The sequence below is a fragment of the Streptomyces sp. NPDC043952 genome, assembly GCF_056435325.1.
In genome coordinates this window covers 96,135-118,116 of record NZ_JBWKES010000017.1, presented here as the reverse complement: position 1 = coordinate 118,116, position 21,982 = coordinate 96,135, and the positions used below count along the sequence as shown (strand labels likewise).

At 72.5% G+C, this 21,982-nt stretch carries 18 protein-coding genes; 10 read left to right on the top strand and 8 right to left on the bottom strand.

Annotated features, from left to right (window positions below):
* Positions 1–13: 13 nt before the first annotated feature.
* Positions 14–595 carry a hypothetical protein gene (locus tag AC069R_RS20785; RefSeq protein WP_478768299.1) on the bottom strand — a complete coding sequence of 194 codons (582 nt, stop codon included), beginning with the start codon at positions 593–595 and terminating at the stop codon, positions 14–16.
* A 686-nt stretch (positions 596–1,281) separates the two neighbouring features.
* Here AC069R_RS20785 and AC069R_RS20780 point away from each other — a divergent pair.
* The gene (locus tag AC069R_RS20780) at positions 1,282–3,825 is read left to right on the top strand and encodes an amino acid permease (RefSeq protein WP_478768298.1); all 2,544 of its coding nucleotides are present in this window, start codon (positions 1,282–1,284) and stop codon (positions 3,823–3,825) included.
* Here the strand turns inward: AC069R_RS20780 and AC069R_RS20775 are convergent.
* The gene (locus AC069R_RS20775; protein ID WP_478768297.1) at positions 3,779–4,993 is read right to left on the bottom strand and encodes an MFS transporter; all 1,215 of its coding nucleotides are present in this window, start codon (positions 4,991–4,993) and stop codon (positions 3,779–3,781) included. The two genes, AC069R_RS20780 and AC069R_RS20775, sit on opposite strands and share 47 nt — an antisense overlap.
* Before the next feature lie 91 nt (positions 4,994–5,084).
* On the opposite strand from AC069R_RS20775, the gene AC069R_RS20770 reads away from it, so the two are divergent.
* The 3 genes from AC069R_RS20770 (at position 5,085) to AC069R_RS20760 (ending at position 7,909) form a co-directional block, all read left to right on the top strand.
* Positions 5,085–6,071 carry an ArsR/SmtB family transcription factor gene (locus tag AC069R_RS20770; protein WP_478768296.1) on the top strand — a complete coding sequence of 329 codons (987 nt, stop codon included), beginning with the start codon at positions 5,085–5,087 and terminating at the stop codon, positions 6,069–6,071.
* A gap of 408 nt (positions 6,072–6,479) precedes the next feature.
* Positions 6,480–6,968, top strand: a complete 489-nt coding sequence (locus tag AC069R_RS20765; protein WP_478768295.1) for a glutathione peroxidase — start codon at positions 6,480–6,482, stop codon at positions 6,966–6,968.
* A gap of 77 nt (positions 6,969–7,045) precedes the next feature.
* On the top strand, positions 7,046–7,909 hold the full coding sequence (locus tag AC069R_RS20760) for a MerR family transcriptional regulator (RefSeq protein WP_478768294.1): 864 nt from the start codon (positions 7,046–7,048) through the stop codon (positions 7,907–7,909).
* 225 nt (positions 7,910–8,134) lie between these two features.
* Here the strand turns inward: AC069R_RS20760 and AC069R_RS20755 are convergent, their stop codons facing one another.
* The 3 genes from AC069R_RS20755 to AC069R_RS20745 form a co-directional block, all read right to left on the bottom strand.
* A complete protein-coding gene (locus tag AC069R_RS20755; protein ID WP_397985447.1) occupies positions 8,135–8,326 on the bottom strand; it encodes a DUF397 domain-containing protein in 192 nt (63 codons plus the stop codon).
* A 187-nt stretch (positions 8,327–8,513) separates the two neighbouring features.
* A complete protein-coding gene (locus tag AC069R_RS20750; RefSeq protein WP_478768293.1) occupies positions 8,514–9,371 on the bottom strand; it encodes a helix-turn-helix domain-containing protein in 858 nt (285 codons plus the stop codon).
* 275 nt (positions 9,372–9,646) lie between these two features.
* A complete protein-coding gene (locus tag AC069R_RS20745) occupies positions 9,647–10,399 on the bottom strand; it encodes a GOLPH3/VPS74 family protein (RefSeq protein WP_478768292.1) in 753 nt (250 codons plus the stop codon).
* Positions 10,400–10,789: 390 nt separating this feature from the next.
* On the opposite strand from AC069R_RS20745, the gene AC069R_RS20740 reads away from it, so the two are divergent.
* Both AC069R_RS20740 and AC069R_RS20735 read left to right on the top strand, forming a co-directional pair.
* Positions 10,790–13,288 carry a D-alanyl-D-alanine carboxypeptidase gene (locus AC069R_RS20740; protein WP_478768291.1) on the top strand — a complete coding sequence of 833 codons (2,499 nt, stop codon included), beginning with the start codon at positions 10,790–10,792 and terminating at the stop codon, positions 13,286–13,288.
* A gap of 193 nt (positions 13,289–13,481) precedes the next feature.
* Positions 13,482–15,431, top strand: a complete 1,950-nt coding sequence (locus AC069R_RS20735) for an MFS transporter (protein ID WP_478768290.1) — start codon at positions 13,482–13,484, stop codon at positions 15,429–15,431.
* A 20-nt stretch (positions 15,432–15,451) separates the two neighbouring features.
* Here the strand turns inward: AC069R_RS20735 and AC069R_RS20730 are convergent, their stop codons facing one another.
* Positions 15,452–16,564, bottom strand: coding sequence for an ADP-ribosylglycohydrolase family protein (locus tag AC069R_RS20730; protein ID WP_478768289.1), 1,113 nt, complete (start codon positions 16,562–16,564; stop codon positions 15,452–15,454).
* A gap of 228 nt (positions 16,565–16,792) precedes the next feature.
* Between AC069R_RS20730 and AC069R_RS20725 the strand changes: the two genes are divergently transcribed.
* The 4 genes from AC069R_RS20725 to AC069R_RS20710 all read left to right on the top strand — a co-directional run bounded on the left by AC069R_RS20725 (position 16,793) and on the right by AC069R_RS20710 (position 18,689).
* Positions 16,793–17,605, top strand: a complete 813-nt coding sequence (locus tag AC069R_RS20725; RefSeq protein WP_478768288.1) for a helix-turn-helix domain-containing protein — start codon at positions 16,793–16,795, stop codon at positions 17,603–17,605.
* Positions 17,602–17,784 (top strand): DUF397 domain-containing protein, encoded by a 183-nt coding sequence (locus AC069R_RS20720; protein ID WP_478768287.1) that lies wholly within the window; start codon positions 17,602–17,604, stop codon positions 17,782–17,784. Before AC069R_RS20725 ends, AC069R_RS20720 begins: the two co-directional genes overlap by 4 nt.
* A 59-nt stretch (positions 17,785–17,843) precedes the next feature.
* Positions 17,844–18,032, top strand: a complete 189-nt coding sequence (locus AC069R_RS20715) for a DUF397 domain-containing protein (protein WP_478768286.1) — start codon at positions 17,844–17,846, stop codon at positions 18,030–18,032.
* A gap of 138 nt (positions 18,033–18,170) precedes the next feature.
* Positions 18,171–18,689 carry a DUF2165 domain-containing protein gene (locus tag AC069R_RS20710; RefSeq protein ID WP_478768285.1) on the top strand — a complete coding sequence of 173 codons (519 nt, stop codon included), beginning with the start codon at positions 18,171–18,173 and terminating at the stop codon, positions 18,687–18,689.
* An 11-nt stretch (positions 18,690–18,700) separates the two neighbouring features.
* Here the strand turns inward: AC069R_RS20710 and AC069R_RS20705 are convergent, their stop codons facing one another.
* Positions 18,701–19,267, bottom strand: coding sequence for a L,D-transpeptidase family protein (locus AC069R_RS20705; RefSeq protein WP_478768284.1), 567 nt, complete (start codon positions 19,265–19,267; stop codon positions 18,701–18,703).
* A gap of 89 nt (positions 19,268–19,356) precedes the next feature.
* The gene (locus AC069R_RS20700; RefSeq protein WP_478768283.1) at positions 19,357–21,945 is read right to left on the bottom strand and encodes a bifunctional FO biosynthesis protein CofGH; all 2,589 of its coding nucleotides are present in this window, start codon (positions 21,943–21,945) and stop codon (positions 19,357–19,359) included.
* Between the last annotated feature and the right edge of the window lie 37 nt (positions 21,946–21,982).

The window sequence follows — 21,982 nt, the reverse complement described above, 5'->3', positions numbered from 1 at the left end:
GCGGTGACGCTTCTCAGTACCGCTCCGCCTTCGCCACCTCCGGCTTCAGGATCGGCTGCGGGGGCTGATGGCTGATGGCGTAGGGGTGGACCGTCTGGCCGGGGCGGACGTTCTCCGCGCCGACGTAGCGGGTCTCTACGACCTTGCCGTTCGGGTCGCGGAAGTCGACCTGGACCGCGAAGTCGGCCGTCTTGTCCGATGAGTTGTGGATGTTGACGTGGGCGGCCTGGAGGTCGTTCACCTGGGCGCGGGGGATGCCGCTGAGGGAGACGTCGGAGGCGGCGTTGCCCCGGCCCTTCACGTTCGCCAGCCGTTTGTGGGCTTCCTGGTTCGCCTGTTCGGCCGACGCCGCGACCGAGGCCTCGAACTCGTCGGCCCGTGCCGATGCGGAGGCGGACGCGGCGGAGGCGGAGGCACGGGCCGAGGCGATGGCGGAGGAGGCGGCCGAGGAGAGGGGGGAGGGCGGGGTGCCCGTGAAGGACTCCGTGGCGGGGGGTGTGGGGCGGGGGCTGACGGTCGTACCGCCGCCGTTGTTGTTGCCGCCGCCGCAGGCCGCGAGGGTCAGGGTGCCGGTGGTGATCACTACCGCGGCCACGCTCGCGCTCCGGTACCGCAGCCGTCGTCCGCCCCTCGACACGCCGCTACCCATGGCATCCGTTCCCTTCCGGCCGACCCGTCGATGTCCGGTTGATCCGTGATCGCCCGGTTACGGCCTCATGCTGCCCCACGGGGGACGCGCCCGCGACCGGGGCGTGGGGAGCGGGGGACGGCGGGAAGGGGGGCGGAGGGCAGGAGGAGGGCGGAGGCGAGCAGAGGAAAGGGTCGGCACGAAAGGGGAGGGAAGGGGCGGGACCCGTTGCCCCACGTCACACCCCCAGACCAGGAGACGCGCCCCACAGGCCGACACCCCGCACCGGCCCAGCGGGCCGGACTCGGGTACCGGCACCGCATATGCCCGGCGGCCCGTGGCCGAGGCCCTGAGGTCGGCGTCTCGGCCGCACGCCAGACCAGTGGACGGAACTCGGACACCGGCGCTGTATATCCACGTCGGACACCAGCCCGGCATACGCACGGCAAAACCGCGAGCAGCCCCGGACGCCAGCGCGGCATATGCAGCGCGAGCCCGCGGCGAGCCCCGGACGTCCGCGTTGTATTTGCACGGCGGCCAGCCCCGCGTTGGAATCGAATGTGACGCTTTTCGGGAGCAGGGGTGTGTCCGCGGGGCGGCCCGCTCCGGGGTCGGGGGTGGGGCGGAAGGGGCTTCGCGGGGACGCGCTGGGGATGTTCTCCTCGGTCGTCATGGCGCTGGCGTCGACCGGTCCGGCGTACAGCCTGGCCGCCACGCTGGGGATCATCGTGGCGGGCGTCGGGCTCCAGTCGCCGATCGTGACCATGCTGGCGTTCGTGCCGATGCTGCTGATCGCCTACGCCTTCCGGGAGCTGAACGCGAGCGACGCGGACTGCGGGACGACCTTCACCTGGGCGACGCGGGCGTTCGGGCCGCGGACCGGCTGGATGGGCGGCTGGGGGCTGATCGTCGCCAACATCATCGTCATGGCGAACCTCGCCACCATCGCCGGCGCCTACGGGTTCCGGCTGGTGGGTCTGGACGGGCTCGGCGAGAGCCGGTTCTGGGTGACCGTCGCCGGGATCGTCTGGATCGGGCTGCTCACCGCGATCTGCTACGTCGGCATCACGGTGTCCGCGGCCGTACAGCGCTGGCTGCTGTGCCTGGAGGTCACCGTCCTGCTGCTGTTCGCCGTCGCCGCGCTGGTCCGCGTCTACACCGACCCGCCGCCTACCGCGATCCACGTCTCCACGTCCTGGTTCAACCCCTTCGAGGTGTCCTCCGTACGGGCCCTGACCTCGGGCCTGCTCGCGGGCGTTTTCATCTACTGGGGCTGGGACACCGCCGTGTCCGTCAACGAGGAGACGGTGGACAGCACCCGCACCCCCGGCCGGGCCGCCGTGCTCTCCCCCGTGCTGCTGCTGGTCATGTACGGGCTGGTCGCCACCGCGGCGCAGTCCTTCGCGGGCGTCGGCACCAGCGGCATCGGGCTCGGCAACACCGCGCACCACGACGACGTGTTCTCCGGCCTCGGGGAAGCGGTGTTCGGCAGCGGCGGCACCGGGCTGTTCCTGTCCCGGCTGCTGATCCTGATGGTGCTGACCTCGGCGCTGGCCTCCGCCCAGACCACCATCCTGCCGCTGGCCAGGACCGTCTTCTCGATGGCGGTGCACAAGGCGGTGCCCGCCCGGTTCGCACGGGTGCACCGCAGGTTCCTCACCCCGACCTGGGCCACGCTCGGCATGGGCGTGGCCTCCGTCGCGCTGCTGGTCCTGCTGACGTCGTTCAGCCGCAACGTGCTGGCCGACTCGGTCGACTCCGTCGGCCTCGCGATCGCCTTCCAGTACGGCCTGACCGGCTTCGCCTGCCTCTGGTACCACCGCAAGGTCCTCACCCGCAGCCCCCGCGACCTGATCTGCAAGGGGGTGATGCCGGGGCTCGGCGGGCTGCTGATGGCGCTGCTGTTCGGGTACGCCGCCTTCGTCGTCTACGCCGAACCGGGGTACGGCGCCAGCATCGTCGACCTCCCGGTGGTGGGGCGGGTCGGCGGGGTGACCGTGCTGGGGCTCGGCACGCTCGCGATCGGCTTCCTGCTGCTGCCGGTCGTCACCCGCGGGCACAGCACGGCGCTCAAGCTCCAGCGCAGCCTGCTGCCGGGCCGGCTGCCCCCGCAGACCGCGTGCGAGACGGCGTGCCGCTATCTGCCGGCCGACAACGGGTCCGGGGTGGGCGGCGACTGGTACGACGTGATCCCGCTGTCCGGCGCACGGGTGGGCCTGGTCGTCGGGGACGTGCTGGGGCACGGGCTGCCCGCCGCCGCGACCATGGGCCGGCTGCGCACCGGGCTGCGGGTCCTCGCCCGGCTCGACCTCGCCCCGGACGAGGTCCTCACCCGGCTCGACGACCTCGCCGAGCAGACCGCCCAGGAGCGCGCCCCCGCACCGGGCTGCGCGCCGCCCCCCGCCGACGAGGCGATGGTGACCTGTCTGTACGCGGTGTACGACCCCGTCACCGGATGGTGCAGCATGGCGCGCGCGGGCGGTCCGCCGCCGGTGCTGGTGGCCGGGGACACGGGTGTCGCCCGGAGCCTCGACGTGCCGCCGGGGCCGCCCCTGGGAGTCGGCGGCCTGCCGTATCAGAGCACCGAGCTGCGGCTCGCGCCGGGCAGCGTCCTCGCCCTGTTCACCGCCGGTCTGCTCCAGGCGGCCGAGCGGCCGGACGCGGGGCTGCGCCGGCTCGCCGACTCCCTCACCGGGCACCGGGGCGGCTCCCTGAGCGAGCAGTGCGAGCAGACGGTGACCGCGATGCTGTCCGGGGCGGTGGACGAGGACGCGACGCTGCTGCTGGCCCGCACCCGGCTGCTCGACCGGACCCGGCTCGCGCAGTGGGAGCCAGCCGCCGACCCGGCCGCGGTCGCCGCCCTGCGCAGCGGCGTCAGCAAGCAGCTCGACGACTGGGGGCTGGACGAGCTGGCCTTCACCACCGAGGTCATCGTCAGCGAGCTCGTCACCAACGCGATCCGGTACGTCGGCGGCCCCATCCAGGTGCGCCTGATCCGCGACCGCACCCTGACCTGCGAGGTCTCCGACACCGGGCACACCACCCCGAATCTGCGGCACGCGGCGAGCGACGACGAGGGCGGCCGGGGGCTGTACATCATCGCCCAGATGACCCACCGCTGGGGCACCCGCTACACCGCCACCGGCAAGGTCATCTGGGCCGAGCAGCTCCTTCCGCCGCCACCGGTTCCGGGGTGACCGGCGGGTGGGTGGTACGGCGGCCGGCGGCGGCCAGGAGGAGGGTCACGGCGACGGAGCCCGCCGCCATCAGGGCCATCCCGGCCGCCGGGGTGGTCAGTTGGGCCACCGCGCCCGCGGCCGCCGCGCTCACGCCCTGCATGGTCAGCATGCCGGACGAGTGCAACCCGAGGGCCTGGCCCGCGAGTTCGCCGGGGGTGAGGTCCATCAGCCGCTCCTGCTGGACGAGGCTCGCGCCGAAGCCGGTGGAGGCGAGCGTGACGCAGAGCGCGGCGAGCGGCAGCGGCGGGTGCGCGGCGAACACCAGGTAGGGCGTGGCGAGCAGGAGCAGCAGGGGGGTCGCCAGTTTCCGGCGCACGGTGGGCGGCAGCAGCCGGCCCACCGTGACGTCCCCGGCGAACATGCCGAGCGCCCCGCAGGCGAAGAGGGTGCCGGCCGCGTGCGGCGCGTACGACACATACAGGGACTCGCAGCCGACGACCATGCCGTTGGGCAGCCACAGTCCCAGATAGGTGAGGCGGCGCGAACGGTCCGACCACAGCGTGGAGTTGGTGCGCCAGGTGGCCGCGGCGGAGGGGCGGCCCGCGCTGCGGGGCGGGCGTGCGGTGAGGCCGAGGCGCAGCGCGAGGGCGGCCACCAGGTACAGGGCCGCCGCCAGGACCAGGCAGAAGCGGGGCGGCAGCGCGGCCAGCAGGGCGCCGCCGGTGGCGAACCCGGCGATCTGGGTCAGTCCGCTCATCATGTTGAACACCGAACGCCCTGGCAGATAGCCGTCCTTGGCGAGGATCTCGTTCAGCAGGCCCCAGCGGACGCCGCCGCCGAGCGAGGTCACCAGGCCCATCGCGAGGAGCGCGCCGAGGATCGCGCCGACCGCCAGTCCGGGCAGCGCCTGGAACGCCGTACCGGCCGCGAGGGCGAGGGCGATCACCGTCAGGGCGGTACGCGGCGGCAGCCGGTCGGCGCCGGACAACAGGACGGTGGCGCCCAGGACTTGGGCGAGGGAGGAGCCGAACATGCTGATCGCCGACAGCAGCGGAGAGCCGGTGGCCCGGAAGACGAGGGTGCCGAGGGCGAGGGAGCCGAGGGTGCCGGCCGCCGTCTGCGCGGCGGAGCCGAGGAAGAGGGGGGTGAACTCGGGGGTGCGGAACAGGGATCGGTAGCTGGTCACACCGGGGAGTCTCGGCCGGGGCGCGCCGGGGCGTTATCGTTTCGCGGCAGCGCGAAAGGTCGTACGGCACAGGCCGGTTCGGGGGGTGGCGGTGGGCTGGTGGGAGCTCAACGCGGACACGCTCGCGCGCAGCCGGTTCGTGATCTCGCCGCTCGCGGAGACCTTCGCGCGGCTGAAGCTGCTGCACGCGGGCGAGGCGGCGCATCCCGGTGAGCGGGCGTGGCTGCGGGACCATCTGCCCGCCTATCAGGCGCTGTTGGCCGCCGACCCGGTGACGGAGCGGCTGGTGCGGGCGGGCCTCGGGCGGGAGTGGATCGCGGACTTCCTCACCCCGACGCCCCGCGACGGGGAGGAGTTCGCCACGGAGGTCGAGCGGGTCCGCTCCGTCGCGCCGGACCTCGCCCGCGTGCATCTGCGCACCGCCCTCGCCGGGCCGCTGCCCGCCGTGCTGGACCGCGCGGACCTGCCCGAGCGGGCGGCCGTGCTCCTGGAGTGGGTGTGGCGGGAAGCCGTACGGCCGTACTGGGGGCGGCAGCGGCGGGTGCTGGAGGCGGATGTGGTGGCCCGGACCGCGCGGGCCGGGCGGGGCGGCTGGGTGAGCGTGCTGGACTCACTGCGGCCCGGTCGTACCCGGTGGCTCGGGCAGAACCGGCTCCAGGTCAACCTGCACGCGTACCCGCCGCGCGAGATCTCCGGCGCCGAGATGATCTTCGTGCCGGTCACCCCGCAGCGGCACGGCTGGGTGTCCTGGGACGACGGGGAGCGGTATGCCCTGGTCTACCCCTGCGCGGGCGTCCTCGCCGACGCGGGGGCCCGCCCGGTTCCGGCCGCCCTCGGGGCCCTGCTCGGTCCGGCCCGCGCGGGCGTCCTGGCCCTGCTCGGCGCCCCCATGACCACGAGCCAGCTGACGGCGGTGACGGGGCAGGGCCTCGGCTCGGTCGGCCGGCATCTCAAGGTGCTGCGGGAGGCGGGGCTGGTGGCGGGGCGCAGGACCGGGCGGTCGGTGCTGTACGAGCGGACGGCGGCCGGGGACGCGGTGATGGAGGCGGCGACGGCGGCGCCCGGACGGACCCGGTGACGGAGACGGCCACAACGGCACCCCGGACAGACACGGTGACGGAGACGGCCACAACGGCACCCCGGACAGACACGGTGACGGAGACGACCACAGCAGCACCCCGGACGGACGCGGTGGTGGAGGCGGCCACGGCGGCACCCCGGACGGACACAGCGGCGGAGGCGACCACAGCAGCACCCCGGACGAACACGGTGACGGAGACGACCACAGCAGCACCCCGGACGAACACGGTGACGGAGACGACCACAGCAGCACCCCGGACGGACACAGCGGCGGAGGCGGCCACGGCGGCGCTCCGGACGGGCGCGGGGAGCCGCGCGACCGGCCCGCGGTGGCGCGTGGCCGGTGACGGCGCCCGGCACCGCGGTGCCTGACACCGGCTCCGGCCCGGCGCATACCATCGCGCCCATGACCACTGTGCTGAACACCGAGATCGGCGCCCTCACCGGCGGCGCCGCGAACCTGCCGCAGTACGCCGGCAAGGCCGTCCTCATCGTGAACGTGGCCTCCAAGTGCGGCCTGACCCCGCAGTACGCGGGCCTGGAGAAGCTCCAGGAGCGCTACGCCGAGCGCGGCTTCACCGTGCTGGGCGTGCCCTGCAACCAGTTCCTCGGGCAGGAGCCGGGCAGCGCCGAGGAGATCGCCGAGTTCTGCTCGGCGACGTACGGCGTGACCTTCCCGCTGACCGAGAAGGTGGAGGTGAACGGCACGGACCGGCACCCCCTGTACGAGCGCCTGGTGGACTTCGCGGACGCGGAGGGCCACAGCGGCGACATCCGCTGGAACTTCGAGAAGTTCCTGATCGGCCGGGACGGCAGCGTCGTCGCCCGGTTCTCGCCGCGCACCGAGCCGGAGTCCCCGGAGGTCGTCGCGGCCATCGAGGCGCAGCTCGGCTGACCCCGCTTGACCTTGCCCCTGGGGCAGGGCGGAGCGTCCTGGTCGCCGGGCGGTAAGGAACCGTCCGGCGACGGAGGATGACATCGGTGCACGAGGACCTGCTCACCATCGGGGCGTTCGCCGCGCGGGCCCGGCTGTCCGCCAAGGCCCTGCGGCTGTACGACCGCCTCGGCCTGCTCGCCCCGGCGTACGTCGACGAGTCGAGCGGCTACCGCTACTACCGCGCCGCTCAGGTGGAACGCGCCCGTCTGGTGGCCCTGTTGCGGCAGCTGGACATGCCGCTGGCCCGGATCGCCGAGGTGGTCGGGGCCGGGGACGGGGAGGCGGCCCGGTTGCTGGGCGCCTACTGGGCGGACGTGGAGGCCCGGATCGCCGGGCAGCGGACCCTCGCCGAGTACCTCCGTGGACGGCTGTCCGGGAGGAGTGACGAGATGTACGGGAAGTTCGCGGTCGAGACGGTGGACGTGCCGGAGCGGGTGGTGATCACCGAGTCGCGGCACACCCTGGTGGACGAGCTGCCGGCCTGGATCGGCGCCTCGCTGGGCCGGCTGGAGGCGGCGGCGCGGGAGTGCGGGGGTGCGACGGCGGCGCCGTTCGTCGTCTACCACGCCGAGGTGTCGATGGAGAGCGACGGGCCCGTGGAGGCGTGTGTGCCGGTGGCCGACGAGGCGGCGGCGCGGGCGTGGGCCGGGCGGCAGGGGCGGGGCCGGGTGACCGGGGTGCGGGTGGAGCCGGCGGCCCGGCTGGCGTACGTCCGGATCACCAAGGCGCAGGTGGCGCATCCGCAGATCCTCGCGGCGTTCGAGGCGGTGGAGCAGTGGCTGCGCCGGGAGGGTCTGGAGCCGGCCGGGTCCTGCCGGGAGATCTACTTCGCCGACTGGGCGGCGGCGGGGCCCGAGGACCCGGTGTGCGATGTGGCGTTCCCGGTGCGGCGCCGGTGAGGGGCGGCACCCGCTGAAGCCGTTGGTGCCGGGCCGGTGAGGCGGTGCGGCCGTGTCCTCGGGACGCGGCCGTCCCGTCGGGGCCGGGCACGACCGAGCCCCCTCGGCAAGGACGGCGACTGGTCGAGAGGGCTCTTGGGTGGCGCGTGTGCGGTTGTGTGCGTGTGCGGTTGTGCGGTTGTTGCGTCGGGAGGAGGGCCGGGGACGGCCTCCTTACGTCTGCTCTTAGGCCTTGACCGAGTCCACGAAGGCGTTCCACGCGTCGGCGGGGAAGGCCAGGACCGGGCCCTCGGCGACCTTGGAGTCACGGACGGCCAGTTCGGCGGTGGCGGGCGACTTGACCTCCACGCAGGCGCCGTTGCCCGCGGAGTAGGAGGACTTCAGCCACGTCTCCGAAGCGCCCTGAATCAGTGCCATGTCCACTCCTGTGTACGAGTTGCGGTAGTGCGGTTCACGCCAACCCGATGACCGATTGGCGTGATCGACGCTACCGGGCAACTGCCGCCACCGGAGCGGACGTTCACTCGACCGGATGGCATATTCCAACGTGTCTTCCACGGGAGCGCGCCCACCCTGTAGGATCACGCGCCCGCCGCGGCCGGCCCTACTCCGTGTACCTTTTCGCCGTCTCGTCGATCAGCTGCCGGGACGCGTCCACGCTGAGCGACTGGGCCCGCAGGTGCTCGTACATCACGGCGTACTTCTGCACGTCCTGGGCCTTCTCCAGGTACAGGTCGCTGGTGACGCCCTCCAGGTAGACCACGCTGGAGTCGGCCGCGTCCGCGAACTCCAGGATCGCGTACTGGCCGTTGAGCCCCGGATGCGCGCCCACCTCGAACGGCATGACCTGCACGGTGACATGGGGCAGCTCGGACAGCTTGAGGAGATGCTCCAGCTGCTCGCGCATCACGCGCTTGCTGCCGACGACCCGGTGCAGCGCGGCCTCGTCCAGGACGACCCAGAGCCGCAGCGGGTCCTTCTCGTCGGTGATCCGGTCCTGGCGGCGCATGCGCACGCCCACGCGCTTCTCGATCTCCGCGGCCGAGGTCTCGGGCAGCGCGCCCCGCACCAGCGCCTCGGCGTACGCCGGGGTCTGGAGCAGGCCGGTGACGATCTGGGGTTCGTAGACCCGCAGCGACTGGGCGTCGGTCTCCAGGCCGATGTACACGCTGTAGGGGATGTCCCCGAAGGTGTGCCACCACCCCTGCTGCCTGGAGTCGCGGGCCATCTCCATCAGCGAGTCCACGACCCGCTGGTCCTCGACCTCGTAGACACCGCACAGATCGCGCACATCGCGCTGGCTGATGCTGCGGCGGCCGTTCTCCAGACGGCTGATCTTCGACTGGGACACGAGCAGGCGCTCGGCGACCTCTTCGGCCGTCATGTTCCGCTGCTCGCGGAGTTTTCGAAGCTCCTGGCCCAGCCGGCGCCGCCTTACGGTGGGATTGACATTGGACGCCACGGGACGCGCACCTCCGGCTGCTGCCTGTACTGACACTTTCCGTATCTGCTGCTGAGCAGATTGCCACCAAGGCACTTGCCGGCGCTGGGAAATGCTCGATATGCGGCACGCACAGGTGGCTGTCCGCACGCCGGTTCACGCGGGGCGCGCCGGAGCGGGGCACGGCCGCGGAGACGGCCGAGCGGGGTGGCGGGACCCGGAGGTCTCGCCACCCCGCTCGGCCTGCGGCTCCCGAACCGGGCCTGTGGGGACGGTCGTCGCGGCGCGATGGCGGCTCAGTGGGCCACGGCGCGGGCCATGGACCCGTGGCGCTGCTGCATCGGCACACCGTGCGCGGGTTCGGCCGCGGGCCGGGACCCCGGCGCGGGGCGCCCTGTGGCGGCCGGAGCGCGGCGCGGCTGCGCGGCCGCGCCGTTCTGCACGTCCATCACGGCGTGCGCGACCAGCCCGCCCATCGGATCGTGCCGGATCAGGTCCCGCAGCCGGGAGCGGGACGATCTGCCCTCGTTGCCCGGATACAGGTGCTTGCCGAGCCCGACGGCGTGCGCCAGGGCGGCGAGCGCCGCGGTCCGCGGGTCCGGTGGGACGCCGGTGCGGATCGCGGAGTCCAGCCGGCCGCGGATCTCCCGGCTGATGGCCGTCTCCGTCGCCTGGTAGCGCGTCGTCGGCAGCACTCCGCACATCTGGCCCGGCACCGCGGCGACCATGCCGCACCGCTCCAGATGCGAGAGGTAGGTCTGGCGCAGCCCCAGCCGGGGCCCGCCGATCCAGTGGACGGCGCGAACCGGAGCGCCACGCCTTCGCAGCAACTCCAACGCGCAGTCCAGAGTCGGATCTCCTGTCGGCCGTGGCACCACCACGGCGATACGATCCCCGTCTGGGGCTATCCGTCCGGCCAGCGCCAGCTCCACTAGCTGTGCACCGGCCAGACCGAGGTCGAGCGACTGCGGCTGCGCAGTGGTACCCGTGGCCGGGTCCAGTGCCAGCAGCAGAAGCTCCTCCGGAAGTGTTCTGCGGCTCCTGCCCATCCATGCCTCCCCGCGTGGATGAATGACAGGGTGACCCCTCTCACATTGGTCTGTCGAGGGTGCGTGACCGGTTCGTGAGGGAACCGGCAGGTATGTCGTTCTCGTCTACCGCAGGGGCCAAGCCCTCACACAGGACACTGGTACATGGTTCGGACAGGGCGCGCGCGCAGGCGTGCGGGGTATGAGGAGGCATCGGTGGCGGGCGAGTCCCCCGACAGGTCGAAGCAGCGTGAGTCGTCGGCAGGAGCGACGTCGGGGAACGCGGATTCGGTTCCCGAGGCCCGCGATCCCCGCGTGGCGGTGAGCCGGGGGGCGGAATCCGGTGCCGGTACCGGTGGTGGTGCCGGGCAAAAGGATTCCTCGAACGGCGGCACGGACACCGCGACGAAGGTGTTCCGGACCCCCGCGGCCGAGGAGGACACCGACCTGCGCGACGCGGCCGCCGCGTGGGTACGCGACGCGGACGCCCCGGAGGCGTCAACGGGCGCGCCGGCGAAGGACGCTGAGGGTTCCGGGGGTACGACGGAGACGGGCGCCGGGGGCGACGCGGGCGCGGCGATAGGCGAGGGCGCGGACGCCGAGGCGACCGCCGACGGCAACGACGCGGAGGCGGACGCCGGCTCCGACGCGGAGGGCGACTCGGGGCCGGTGGACGACGGTGCGGAGGCGGAGTCCGCGGGCGCCGACGCCAGCGGCTCCGAGACCGGTGCCGTGGCGAAGTCCTCGACGGGCGACACGAAGAGCGAGGGCGAGCGCAAGTCCCCGGAGGCCGACAGCGCGGTCGCGAAGACTCCGGCGGACACCAAGGCGGCGGCGGGCGCGGCCGGGGGCTCGAAGCCGGGCGCCACCGCGAAGAACGGCTCTGGCGGGAAGGCCGCCACCGAGATGAAGGCCGGTGCCGAGGCGAAGACCGGTGCCGAGGCGAAGACCGGTGCCGGGGCGAAGGCTTCGAAGGGCGACGCGGGCGCCGACGCCGACGCGGGCACCGACGCCGACGGGAAGAACCCGGCGCGCGACGCCACCGCTGCGGCGGCCCGTGCCAAGGCCGACGCGGAGACCGCCGACGCCGAGGCGGAGGCCCTGGCGGACGAGGCGGGCACGAAGGCGGGGGCGGGCACGAAGGCGGACGCGAGCGCGAAAACCGACGCTCGGCCGAAGACCCCGGCCGGCACCGCGGCCGTCGCAGCTGCGAAGACCGAGGCCGGGAAGACCGTCGGCGAGCCCGCGGACGCCGACGGCGCGGAGGGCCCGCAGGGGCCACCCGCGGGTGACGACGAAAGCCGCACGGGTGGTGCGGGTGGGAAAACGGCCGACGGCGAAGCCGAGGCCACGGCCGAGCGCGGCGCCGATGCCAAGGGCAAGGCCGCCGACGCCGTCGACCAGCCGACCACCGTCTTCAAGGCCGTACGCCCCGAGGACCCCCAGGTCGACCAGCCCACCACCATGCTCAAGGTCGGCAAGGGCAAGCGGGACGAGACCGACGCCGAGCGCACCAGCAAGTTCGTCGCGCTGAAGGACGACGTCCGGTCCAGGCCCAAGCCCGCGCCCGCCGAGGAGACCACCGCCGTCCCCCAGGTCGGCCCCGAGCGCACCACCCAGCAGCCGCTGCCCCCCAAGCCCCCGCTCGACCTCCTCGCGGAGCTGACCAACACCCCGCCGCCCCCGGAGACCCCGGTCCGCACGGTCCTGCGGCGGGTCAAGATCTGGACCCCGCTGGTCCTCCTCCTGGTGATCATCTTCGCGGTCGTACAGACCCTGCGCCCGCTCCCGTCCCCCACCCTCGCGCTGACCGCGAAGGACACCTACACCTTCGGCGGCGGCCCGGTGAGCCTGCCGTGGCCGGGCGAGGGCCAGGGCTGGATGGACGGCGACGGCATCGGCACGATGGGGAACTTCGGCAAGCAGACCCCCGTCGCCATCGGCTCGGTCGCCAAGACGATGACCGCGTACATCATCCTGCGCGACCACCCGCTGAAGCCGGGCCAGGAGGGCCCGAAGATCAAGGTGGACGCCACGGCGGAGAAGGAGGGCGGCTACAACAAGAGCGGCGAGTCCACCCTCAACACCGTCCACGCCGGCGACACCCTCACGGAGAAGCAGGCCCTGTCGGCCGTCATGATCCCCTCCGCCAACAACATCGCCCGGCTGCTGGCCCGCTGGGACGCGGGCTCGGAGGCGGCGTTCGTGAAGAAGATGAACGCCACCGCCAAACAGCTGGGGATGACCGGTACGACGTACACCGACCCCTCGGGCCTGAAGGAGACCACCGTCTCCACCGCCCACGACCAGGTGAGGCTCGGCCGCGCGGTGGTGAAGATCCCCGCCCTGGTCGCCATCACCAGCGCCGCGAGCTGGACCGACCCCACCGGCCAGAACTGGCCGAACTACAACTCGCTCCCCTACTGGATCGGCGCGATCGGCATCAAGACCGGCACCACCACCGCGGCCGGCGGCAACCTCCTGTTCGCCGCCCGCCAGAAGGTCGGCGGGCAGACGGTGACCGTCGTCGGCGCGATCCTCGGCCAGCACAAGCCGTCGATCCTGGACACGGTCAACCAGGTCAGCAAGACCGCGCTGCTCGGCGCCGAACACGCGCTGACCTCGGCGAAGATCCTCAAGAAGGGCGACGTCGTCGGTTACGTGGACGACCAGCTCGGCGGCAAGACCCCGATCGTGGTCACCCAGGACGTCACCGCGGTCGGCTGGTCGGGCCTGAAGGTCAGGCTGTCCTTCGCCTCCGACCCCGTCCCGCACACCGCGAAGGCCGGCACCCGCGTCGGCACCCTCACGGTCGGCGACGGCACCACGGCCGGCGTCAAGGTCCCGGTGGCCCTCCAGCGGGATCTGGCCGAGCCCGGCTTCGGCGCGAAGCTCACCCGCATCGGCTGACGCCCGCCCCGCACGCCCGCGCACCCCGTCACGGCGCCCCACCCGAGGGCCCCGTGGCGGGGTGCGTGCTAGCGTCACGAATCGGGGCAGGTCGCCGGTTCCCGGGACACGGCCGCAAGCTGGAAGAGAAGCGGCCGGGAACACCGAAGGAAACGGCCGAGAACAGAAGACGGGACACGGGGAGTGCCTTCAGGTGGCCACTGCGGAGCCGACACGCGCCGACGACGCCGGACCGGGCCCGGAAAACGGCCCACGAATACGCCTGTCCGCGCCTGAGGCGGACACCGGCGCGGAGGGTCGTACGCGGCGCCCGAGCGGTCGTACGGACGTGAGGGATGCGCCGGGCGCGGACACCCGCACCCCCGAGGACGGCCGTACCGCTGCCGCCGGCGCCACCGCGCCCGCGCCCAGCGGCCGCCTCGCACGCCTCCTCGCGCCCCTCGATCCGCTCCGCGTCCGCATGCTGCGCCACCCCGTCCTGTGGGTCACCGCGCTGGCCGGTGTACTGCACATCATCTGGTTCTTCACGTTCGCGAACAGCGGCGGCGATCTCGCGGCGCAGGACGCCTGGGCGGAGTTCGTCGGCCGGCACCCGGACTCGGCGTACAACCTCGCCTGGTACGGGGGCATGCACCCGGTGTCGTACAGCGTGGTGTCGCCGTATCTGATGGCCGTCCTCGGCGTCCGTACGACGATGATGATCGCCGGGACCGTCTCGGCGGGCCTGCTGACGCTGATCCTGATCCGCAGCCGGGCCGTGAAGAACCCCCTGTGGGCCTCGCTGGCCGGGGTCTTCGCGCTGCTGTGCAACGCGTTGTCGGGCCGGGTGACCTTCGGGCTCGGCACGATGATCGCGCTCGGCGCGGTGGCGGCGGTGTTCTGCTGGCCGTACCGCTGGCGGCACAAGCGCTGGGCGAAGGCGGCGGTGGCGGCCCCGCTGGCCGGGCTCTCCACCATGGCCTCGCCGGTCTCCGGGCTGTTCGTCGGTCTGGTCGCGGTCGCGCTGTTTTTGCAGAAGCGACGGCCGGGCGCGTGGGCGCTCGGGCTGGCCCCGGCGGCGGTGGTGGCCGCGTCGTACTTCCTCTTCCCCTTCTCCGGCACCCAGCCGATGACGCTCGGCTCGGTGAGCCTGCCGCTGCTGTACGGCCTGCTCTGCCTGTTCCTGGTGCCGAAGCGGTGGATCACGGTCCGGCTGACGGCGGCCGTCTACAGCGTCATGGTCGTGGCGGTGTGGGTGGTCAGCTCGCAGATCGGCTCGAACATCTCGCGGCTGCCGATGCTGTTCGCGGGTGCGACGCTGATCGCGGCGCTGCCGTTCACGGTGCCGAAGTCGCGCAAGTGGTACGCGACGGTGGTGGCGTTCCTGGGGTTCGTCGGGTGGATCGGCTACAAGTCGGTGGACGACATCGTGCACACGACCCCGGCCGCGTCCTGGGCGCACGAGCTGGCGCCGCTGGTCAACCAGTTGCAGAAGGTCGGCGCGGAGCGGGGGCGCGTGGAGGTCGTACCGGCGCGTTCGCACCGGGAGGCGTCCGCGCTCGCGCCGTACGTCAACCTGGCGCGCGGCTGGAACCGGCAGGCCGACATGGAACGCAACCCGCTGTTCTACGACGACACGCTCAACTCGGCGAACTACCACGAGTGGCTCCAGCGCTGGGCCGTGCACTTCGTGGTGCTGCCCAGGGACAACCCGGACGGGGACGGCGGCGAGCGCGAGCGGCAGCTGCTGCAACGCGGGATGCCGTACCTGACGCAGATCTGGGGCGACGCCAACTGGCAGCTGTTCCGGGTGACCGACCCGACCCCGCTGGCCGAGCCGAACGCGCGGGTGGACCGTGCCGGGCAGGGCGAGATGACCCTGGACGTGCGCAAGGCCGGCCGCATCCTGATCCGGATCCCCTACTCCCCCTGGCTGAGCGTGGTCGACGCCCACGGCAAGAGCCTGAAGGCACCGCAGCCGGTCCCCTCGGCGCCGGGCACGGAGCGGAAGTACCGCAACGTCAACGGGTGCCTGATGGAGACCCCGCAGGACGCGAACGGCGACCGGTGGACGATGCTGATCGCTCCGCGCGCGGGCACGTACCGGCTGGCGGCGCCCTACCAGCTGCCGCGGGGCACGCCCTGCCCCGACGCCCTGAAGTAGGGGCCTGCCGCGCGCACCGCCTACCTCGGGTACCGCGCCAGCCAGCCCGGTGCGGAGCCGGCCGGGCCGTGCAGTGCGGGGCCCTGGGTCATCTCCATGGCGAAGTCGTCGGCCAGTTCGAGGATGGTGGGGCGGCCCTCCAGTTCGGCGATCCAGGCCGGGGGGAGGGCGGTCTCGCCGTGCAGGGCGCCCAGCAGGGCGCCGGTGAGGGCGCCGGCGGCGGCGGAGGGGCCGCTCTGGTTGACGGCGAGGCACAGGCCGTGCCGTACGTCCTCGCCGACCAGGGCGCAGTAGACGGCCGCCGCGAGCAGCCCGTCGGCCGTGCCGTCGCCGGCCAGTTCCTCCACCCGCGCGGGGCTCGGCATGCCCTGCCGTACGGCGCCGAGCGCGTGCTGGAGGGCGTCGGAGACCGGCTGGTGGCCGGGGCGGACGGCGAGCAGGGCGAGGGCCCCCTGCACGGCGCCGTCCAGGCTCTCGCCGCGGGCGAGTCCGTGCACGATCACGGCGTACGCGCCCGCCGAGAGGTATCCGACCGGGTGGCCGTGGGTCTGCGCGGCGCACTCCACCGCGAGCTGGACGACGAGCTGCGGCTCCCAGCCGACCAGCAGCCCGAAGGGCGCGGAGCGGGCGACCGCCTCCGGCCCCTGTTCGGCCGGGTTCTTGGGCTTGTCCAGCGTGCCCATGTGCGCGTCGCCGAAGCCGATGAGCAGCGCCCGGCTCGGCGCGCGGCGCGCGTACAGCCACTCCTCGCGGGCCAGCCAGCCGTCCTCCGCGCGCCGCTCGTCCGGCCCCCAGTCCCGCTGGGTGGCGGCCCAGCGCAGATACGCCCGGTGCAGGTCGGTCGGCGGATGCCAGGCGCCGGTGTCGCGGCGCACCTGCGCGCGGATCAGCCCGTCCACGCTGAACAGGGTGAGCTGGGTGTGGTGGGTGATGGTGCCGCGCCGCCCGTGCCCGGCGGCGAGGTCGAGCAGCCCCTCGGGGCCGTGGGCCGCGCGGATCTCCTCCAGCGTGAGGGTGTCGGCGGGCCCGCCGAGCGCGTCGCCCAGGGCGCCGCCCAGCAGGGTGCCGCGCACCCTGCTGCGAAAGTCCTGCTGCTCGGCACGGCCCCAGACGGCACCGGTCGTCGTCGCCACCCAGACCCTCCTCAGGCACCGTCCGCCCGCACGACGGTCCGCACTCTAATCGACCGTACGAGCGGTCCCCGGCGGACGAGGGCGACCCTCACGGCTCGTTCACGTCCACCGCCGACCGCTTCGACACCGTCCAGGATGAGCTCCCGAAGGTGATTTCCTCCGATCCGGCCATCCGGCATGCGGTCTCTCCCTAGCCTGGGCGTGACATGGGACACACGGAGGGTGAACATGGAGGACGAAGAGGCCGCGGCCGTACTCAAAACGGTCGGGCGGCAGATCAGGCTGTGGCGTGAGGCCGCCGGGCTGAAGCAGGGGGAGTTGGGCGCGCGTATCGGGTACAGCGAGGAGATGGTCTCGTCCGTGGAACGCGGACGGCGATCTCCCAAGCCCGAGTTCCTGGACGCGACCGACGAAGCGGTCGGCGCGGGTGGGAAGTTGTCCGCGATGAAGGAGGACGTGGAGAAGGCCCGGTATCCGAAGAGCGTCCGGGATCTGAAGAAGTTGGAGGACGAGGCCGTGGAGCTTGGGGCCTACGCCGGTCTCCAGATCCACGGCCTGCTCCAGACGGAGGAGTACGCGCAATCCTTGTACGCGATGCGTCAACCCGCCTATAGCGATGACGAGATCGAGCGTCTCGTCGGCGCACGCATGGCGAGGAAGGCCGTCTTCGACCGCACGCCTCGGCCCTTGATCACCTTCGTGCAGGAAGAACTGGCACTGCGGCGGCCCATCGGCGGTCCATCGGTACTACGACGGCAGGTCCAACACCTCTTGGAGATCAGCGAGCTTCGGCACGTCAAGATCCAGGTGATGCCGACCGATCGGGAAGACCACGCAGGTCTGAGCGGTCCGTTCCGGGTGCTGAAACTCCGTGACGGCAAGACCATCGGATACACGGCGGGCCAGCTGAACGGTCGGGTGATCAGCGATACCGCGGACGTTCGGATCCTTGAGATGCGCTATGGGATGATCCGGGCGCAGGCGCTCTCGCCTCGGGAGTCGCGGGCCTTCATCGAGAAAGTACTGGGAGACCTAGCATGACCACTTTGCCGTGGTTCAAGAGCAGTTACAGCGGCAACGACGAGCCCGACTGCGTCGAAGTTGCCCTCGCCCCCGCCACCGTCCACGTCCGTGACTCCAAGGACAAGGACCGCGCCCGGCTCACCGTCGGCGAGGCCAGCTGGACGGAGTTCGTGGCGTTCGCGGCTCACTCCGCGTAGCGCGACTAAATCGCGTCCCGAGCCGAGACATTCATCGAAAAAGTGCTGGGAGAAGAGACGTGACCACCCGCGCGTTGATCTGGTTCAAGAGCAGCTACAGCAGCAACGAAGGCCCCGACTGCGTCGAGGTGGCCGTCGCGCCCGCCACCGTCCACGTCCGTGACTCCAAGGACAAGGACCGCGCCCGGCTCACCGTCGGCGAGGCCAGCTGGACGGAGTTCGTGGCGTTCGCGGCTCACTCCGCGTAACGCGCCTGGATCGCGCCCCGGGCCGACTCCACAACCGTCAGGCGGGGGCGGTCGGTTCCGGGGGCGGTGCGGACCGCCTCTCCATGATGGCGCAATGGCAGTGCGTCAATTGGTCTGCCGCCAGGGGAGAATTCAGCCATGACCACCACCGACCCCAAGCGTCACTCCAGTCACAGACTGGCCGCCGGTGTGCTCACCGGGATACTCGCGCTGTACATCGCCCTCGTCGCGTTCGGCAACATCACGGACTTCGGGACGAACCAGCAGTTCGTGCGGCATGTACTGGCGATGGACAGCACCTTCAAGGACCACGATCTGATGTGGCGGGCGATCACCAGCACCGCCCTGCAGGACACCGCCTACGTCCTGATCATCGCGTGGGAGACGGTGGCCGCGCTGGTCCTGATCTGGGGGACGTACCTGTGGGCGGCGCGGCGCGACGACGCGTTCGCGCGGCGCGTTTCCACCTATGGGCTGCTGATGCTCCTGCTGCTGTTCGGCGCCGGGTTCATCGCGATCGGCGGTGAGTGGTTCGCGATGTGGCAGGCGAAGGCGTGGAACGGGGAGGACTCCGCGACCCGTGTCTTCCTGCTCGCCGGGGTGGCGTTGATCGTCAACCACCTGCCGGGCGGCGCCAAGGACTCCCCCGCTTCCTGACCCTGCTCGACCTACTTGACCACGACCACTTTCGTGCCCTGATCACCGAAGGCCCACAGGGCGGCGCCGTCCTGCTTGCGCATGCGGATGCCGCCCAGTTTCTTGCCCTGGGCCGGCGGCGGCGAGGCGCCGTCCAGGGCGTTGGAGAAGGCGATGTTCACGCCGTCGACCATGGCCACGTACATGATGTGCTCGATCGGAACGCCGTCCGAGCCGGTGATGGACTGGGTGCGCTTGATGATCGAGTAGCGGCCGGGCGGCAGGGTCACCGTGCCCGGCCACACCCCGAACGTCCTGATCTCCTTGCCGGTCGCGTCGACCAGCCACAGCCGCTTCGCCCCGAGCGAGTACACGATCCTGCGGCCGTCCCCCGAGTCCGCCGGCAGCGCGGGCGGCCCCGCCGGCGGCTTCGGCTTGGCCGGGCCATGAGGGCTCGCCGACGCCGATATGCCCGGCCGCACGCTCGCGGCGGTGGGATGCGGCCCGTGGTCCGCCTGCACGGCGAGGGCGACGACGGCCACGGTCGCCCCCACCGTCAGGCCGGAGACCCAGGCCCAGGAGGGCAGTCGGGCAGCCACGGGTACGCATCTCCTCCGCTATGGGTCCCCCACACGGTCCGGGGGTCGGATCATCGTACTCAGTCGCCCCCGCACCGCGTACCGGGAGCTCAGTCGAGCACGGGGAGCAGTTCCGGGAGGTGGCCGTCGGAGGCGGTGGCCGCCCGCTGCCGCTCCTGGGGGACCTCGCCGTAGAGCGTCGTACGGGGTTTCGCCGGGCGGCCGGCCGCCTCCGCGACGGCCACCAGGTCGCGGACGGACTTGTACGAGCCGTACGACGAGCCCGCCATCCGGGAGATCGTCTCCTCCATCAGCGTGCCACCCAGGTCGTTCGCGCCGGAGCGGAGCATCTCCGCCGCGCCCTCGGTGCCCAGTTTGACCCAGCTCGTCTGGATGTTGGGGATCCAGGGGTGCAGCAGGAGGCGGGCCATGGCCGTCACCGCGCGGTTGTCGCGGGTGGTCGGGCCGGGGCGGGCGATGCCGGCGAGGTAGACCGGCGCGTTGGTGTGGATGAAGGGGAGGGTGACGAACTCGGTGAAGCCGCCGGTCTCCCGCTGGATCCCGGCCAGCGTGCGCAGATGGCCCAGCCAGTGGCGGGGCTGGTCGACATGGCCGTACATCATCGTGGAGGAGGAGCGGATGCCCAGTTCGTGGGCCGTCTTCACGACCTCGATCCAGGTGGCCGTGGGCAGCTTGCCCTTGGTGAGGATCCAGCGGACCTCGTCGTCCAGGATCTCCGCGGCCGTGCCGGGGATGGTGTCGAGACCCGCCTCCTTCGCGGCCGTCAGCCACTCGCGGATGGACATGCCGGTGCGGGTGGCGCCGTTCACCACCTCCATCGGGGAGAAGGCGTGCACATGCATGCCGGGGACGCGCTCCTTGACCGCCTTCGCGATGTCGAAGTACGCCGTGCCGGGCAGGTCGGGGTGGATGCCGCCCTGCATGCACACCTCGACCGCGCCGACGTCCCACGCCTGCTGGGCGCGGTCGGCGACCTGGGCGAGGGAGAGGGTGTAGGCGTCGGCGTCGGTGCGGCGCTGGGCGAAGGCGCAGAAGCGGCAGCCGGTGTAGCAGACATTGGTGAAGTTGATGTTGCGGGTGACGATGTACGTCACGTCGTCGCCCACCGCCGACCTGCGCACGTCGTCGGCGATCCGGCACAGCGCGTCCAGCGCCGGGCCGTCCGCGTGGAAGAGGGCCAGGGCCTCGGCGTCGGTCAGCCGGGTGGGGTCGTCGGCGGCCGTGCGCAGGGCCTCGCGCACATCGGTGTCGATGCGCTGCGGCGCCATGCCGGGGGCGGCCGCCTCGCGCAGCGCGTCCCAGTCGCCGTACACCTCGTCGTAGTCGTCGCGGCGGTCGCTCGTACGGCCCTCGGTGTCGATGGTGCGGTGCAGATCGGTGCGGCCGGTGGGGGTGAAGGTGTCCTCGGGCTCCTGCCAGGGCAGGCCGGTGGGGAGCGCGTCGGGGCGGGCGAGGCCGGTCTCCGGGTCGGCGAGGGCGGCGACGTGCGGGCGCAGCCGGGGGTCCAGCCAGGGCTCGCCGCGGCGCACGAACTCCGGGTAGACGCAGAGCCGTTCGCGCAGTTCGAAGCCGGCGGTGCGGGAGCGCTCGGCCAGCTCCTCGATCTGCGGCCAGGGGCGTTCGGGGTTGACGTGGTCGATGGTCAGGGGCGACACCCCGCCCCAGTCGTCGATGCCGGCGCCGATCAGCCGCTCGTACTCGGCGTCCACCAGGTTCGGCGGGGCCTGGAGGCAGGCGGCGGGGCCCATGATGTGCCGGGCGACGGCGATGGTGGCGACCAGTTCGTCCAGTTCGGCGTCCGGCATGCCGCGCATCGCGGTGTCCGGCTTGGCGCGGAAGTTCTGGATGATCAGTTCCTGGATGCCGTGGTAGGCGCGGGAGACCTTGCGCAGCGCGAACAGCGACTCGGCGCGCTCCTCGTAGGTCTCGCCGATGCCGATCAGCAGCCCGGAGGTGAAGGGGACGGAGGAGCGGCCGGCGTCCTCCAGGACCCGCAGCCGTACGGCCGGTTCCTTGTCCGGGGAGCCGTGGTGCGGGCCGCCGGGCTCGGACCACAGGCGGGTGGCGGTGGTCTCCAGCATCATGCCCATGCTCGGCGCGACCGGCTTCAGGCGCTGGAAGTCGGTCCAGCTCATGACACCCGGATTGAGGTGGGGCAGCAGTCCGGTCTCCTCCAGGATGCGGATGGAGATGGCGCGGACGTAGGCGATGGTGTCGTCGTAGCCGTGCGCGTCGAGCCATTCGCGGGCCTCGGGCCAGCGGTCCTCGGGCTTGTCGCCGAGGGTAATCAGGGCTTCCTTGCAGCCGAGCGCGGCGCCCTTGCGGGCGATGTCGAGCACCTCGTCCGGGGACATGAACATGCCGTGACCGGCCCGGCGGAGCTTGCCGGGGACGGTGACGAAGGTGCAGTAGTGGCACTTGTCCCGGCACAGCCGGGTCAGCGGGATGAAGACGCTCTTGGAGTAGGTGATGACACCGGGGCGGCCCGCCTGTTCCAGGCCCGCGTCGCGCACACGGGCGGCGGAGGCGGCGAGGGCGGTCAGGTCCTCGCCGCGCGCCTGGAGCAGCACCGCGGCCTCGGCGACGTCGAGGGCGACGCCGTCACGGGCGCGTTTGAGGGCGCGACGCATGGAGTTCTCGGTGGGGCGGCCGGGTCCGGGGGTCGCGGGAGTCGTCATGACTCCACGATACGTACGGGGTGATCAGGACGGATGC

Coding starts and splice junctions, on each gene's coding strand:
- AC069R_RS20700 (WP_478768283.1), bottom strand. CDS start 21,945: ATGACGACTCCCGCGACCCCCGGACCCGGCCGCCCCACCGAGAACTCC.
- AC069R_RS20710 (WP_478768285.1), top strand. CDS start 18,171: ATGACCACCACCGACCCCAAGCGTCACTCCAGTCACAGACTGGCCGCC.
- AC069R_RS20755 (WP_397985447.1), bottom strand. CDS start 8,326: ATGGCACTGATTCAGGGCGCTTCGGAGACGTGGCTGAAGTCCTCCTAC.
- AC069R_RS20760 (WP_478768294.1), top strand. CDS start 7,046: ATGACATCGGTGCACGAGGACCTGCTCACCATCGGGGCGTTCGCCGCG.
- AC069R_RS20765 (WP_478768295.1), top strand. CDS start 6,480: ATGACCACTGTGCTGAACACCGAGATCGGCGCCCTCACCGGCGGCGCC.
- AC069R_RS20725 (WP_478768288.1), top strand. CDS start 16,793: ATGGAGGACGAAGAGGCCGCGGCCGTACTCAAAACGGTCGGGCGGCAG.
- AC069R_RS20720 (WP_478768287.1), top strand. CDS start 17,602: ATGACCACTTTGCCGTGGTTCAAGAGCAGTTACAGCGGCAACGACGAG.
- AC069R_RS20780 (WP_478768298.1), top strand. CDS start 1,282: ATGTTCTCCTCGGTCGTCATGGCGCTGGCGTCGACCGGTCCGGCGTAC.
- AC069R_RS20745 (WP_478768292.1), bottom strand. CDS start 10,399: ATGGGCAGGAGCCGCAGAACACTTCCGGAGGAGCTTCTGCTGCTGGCA.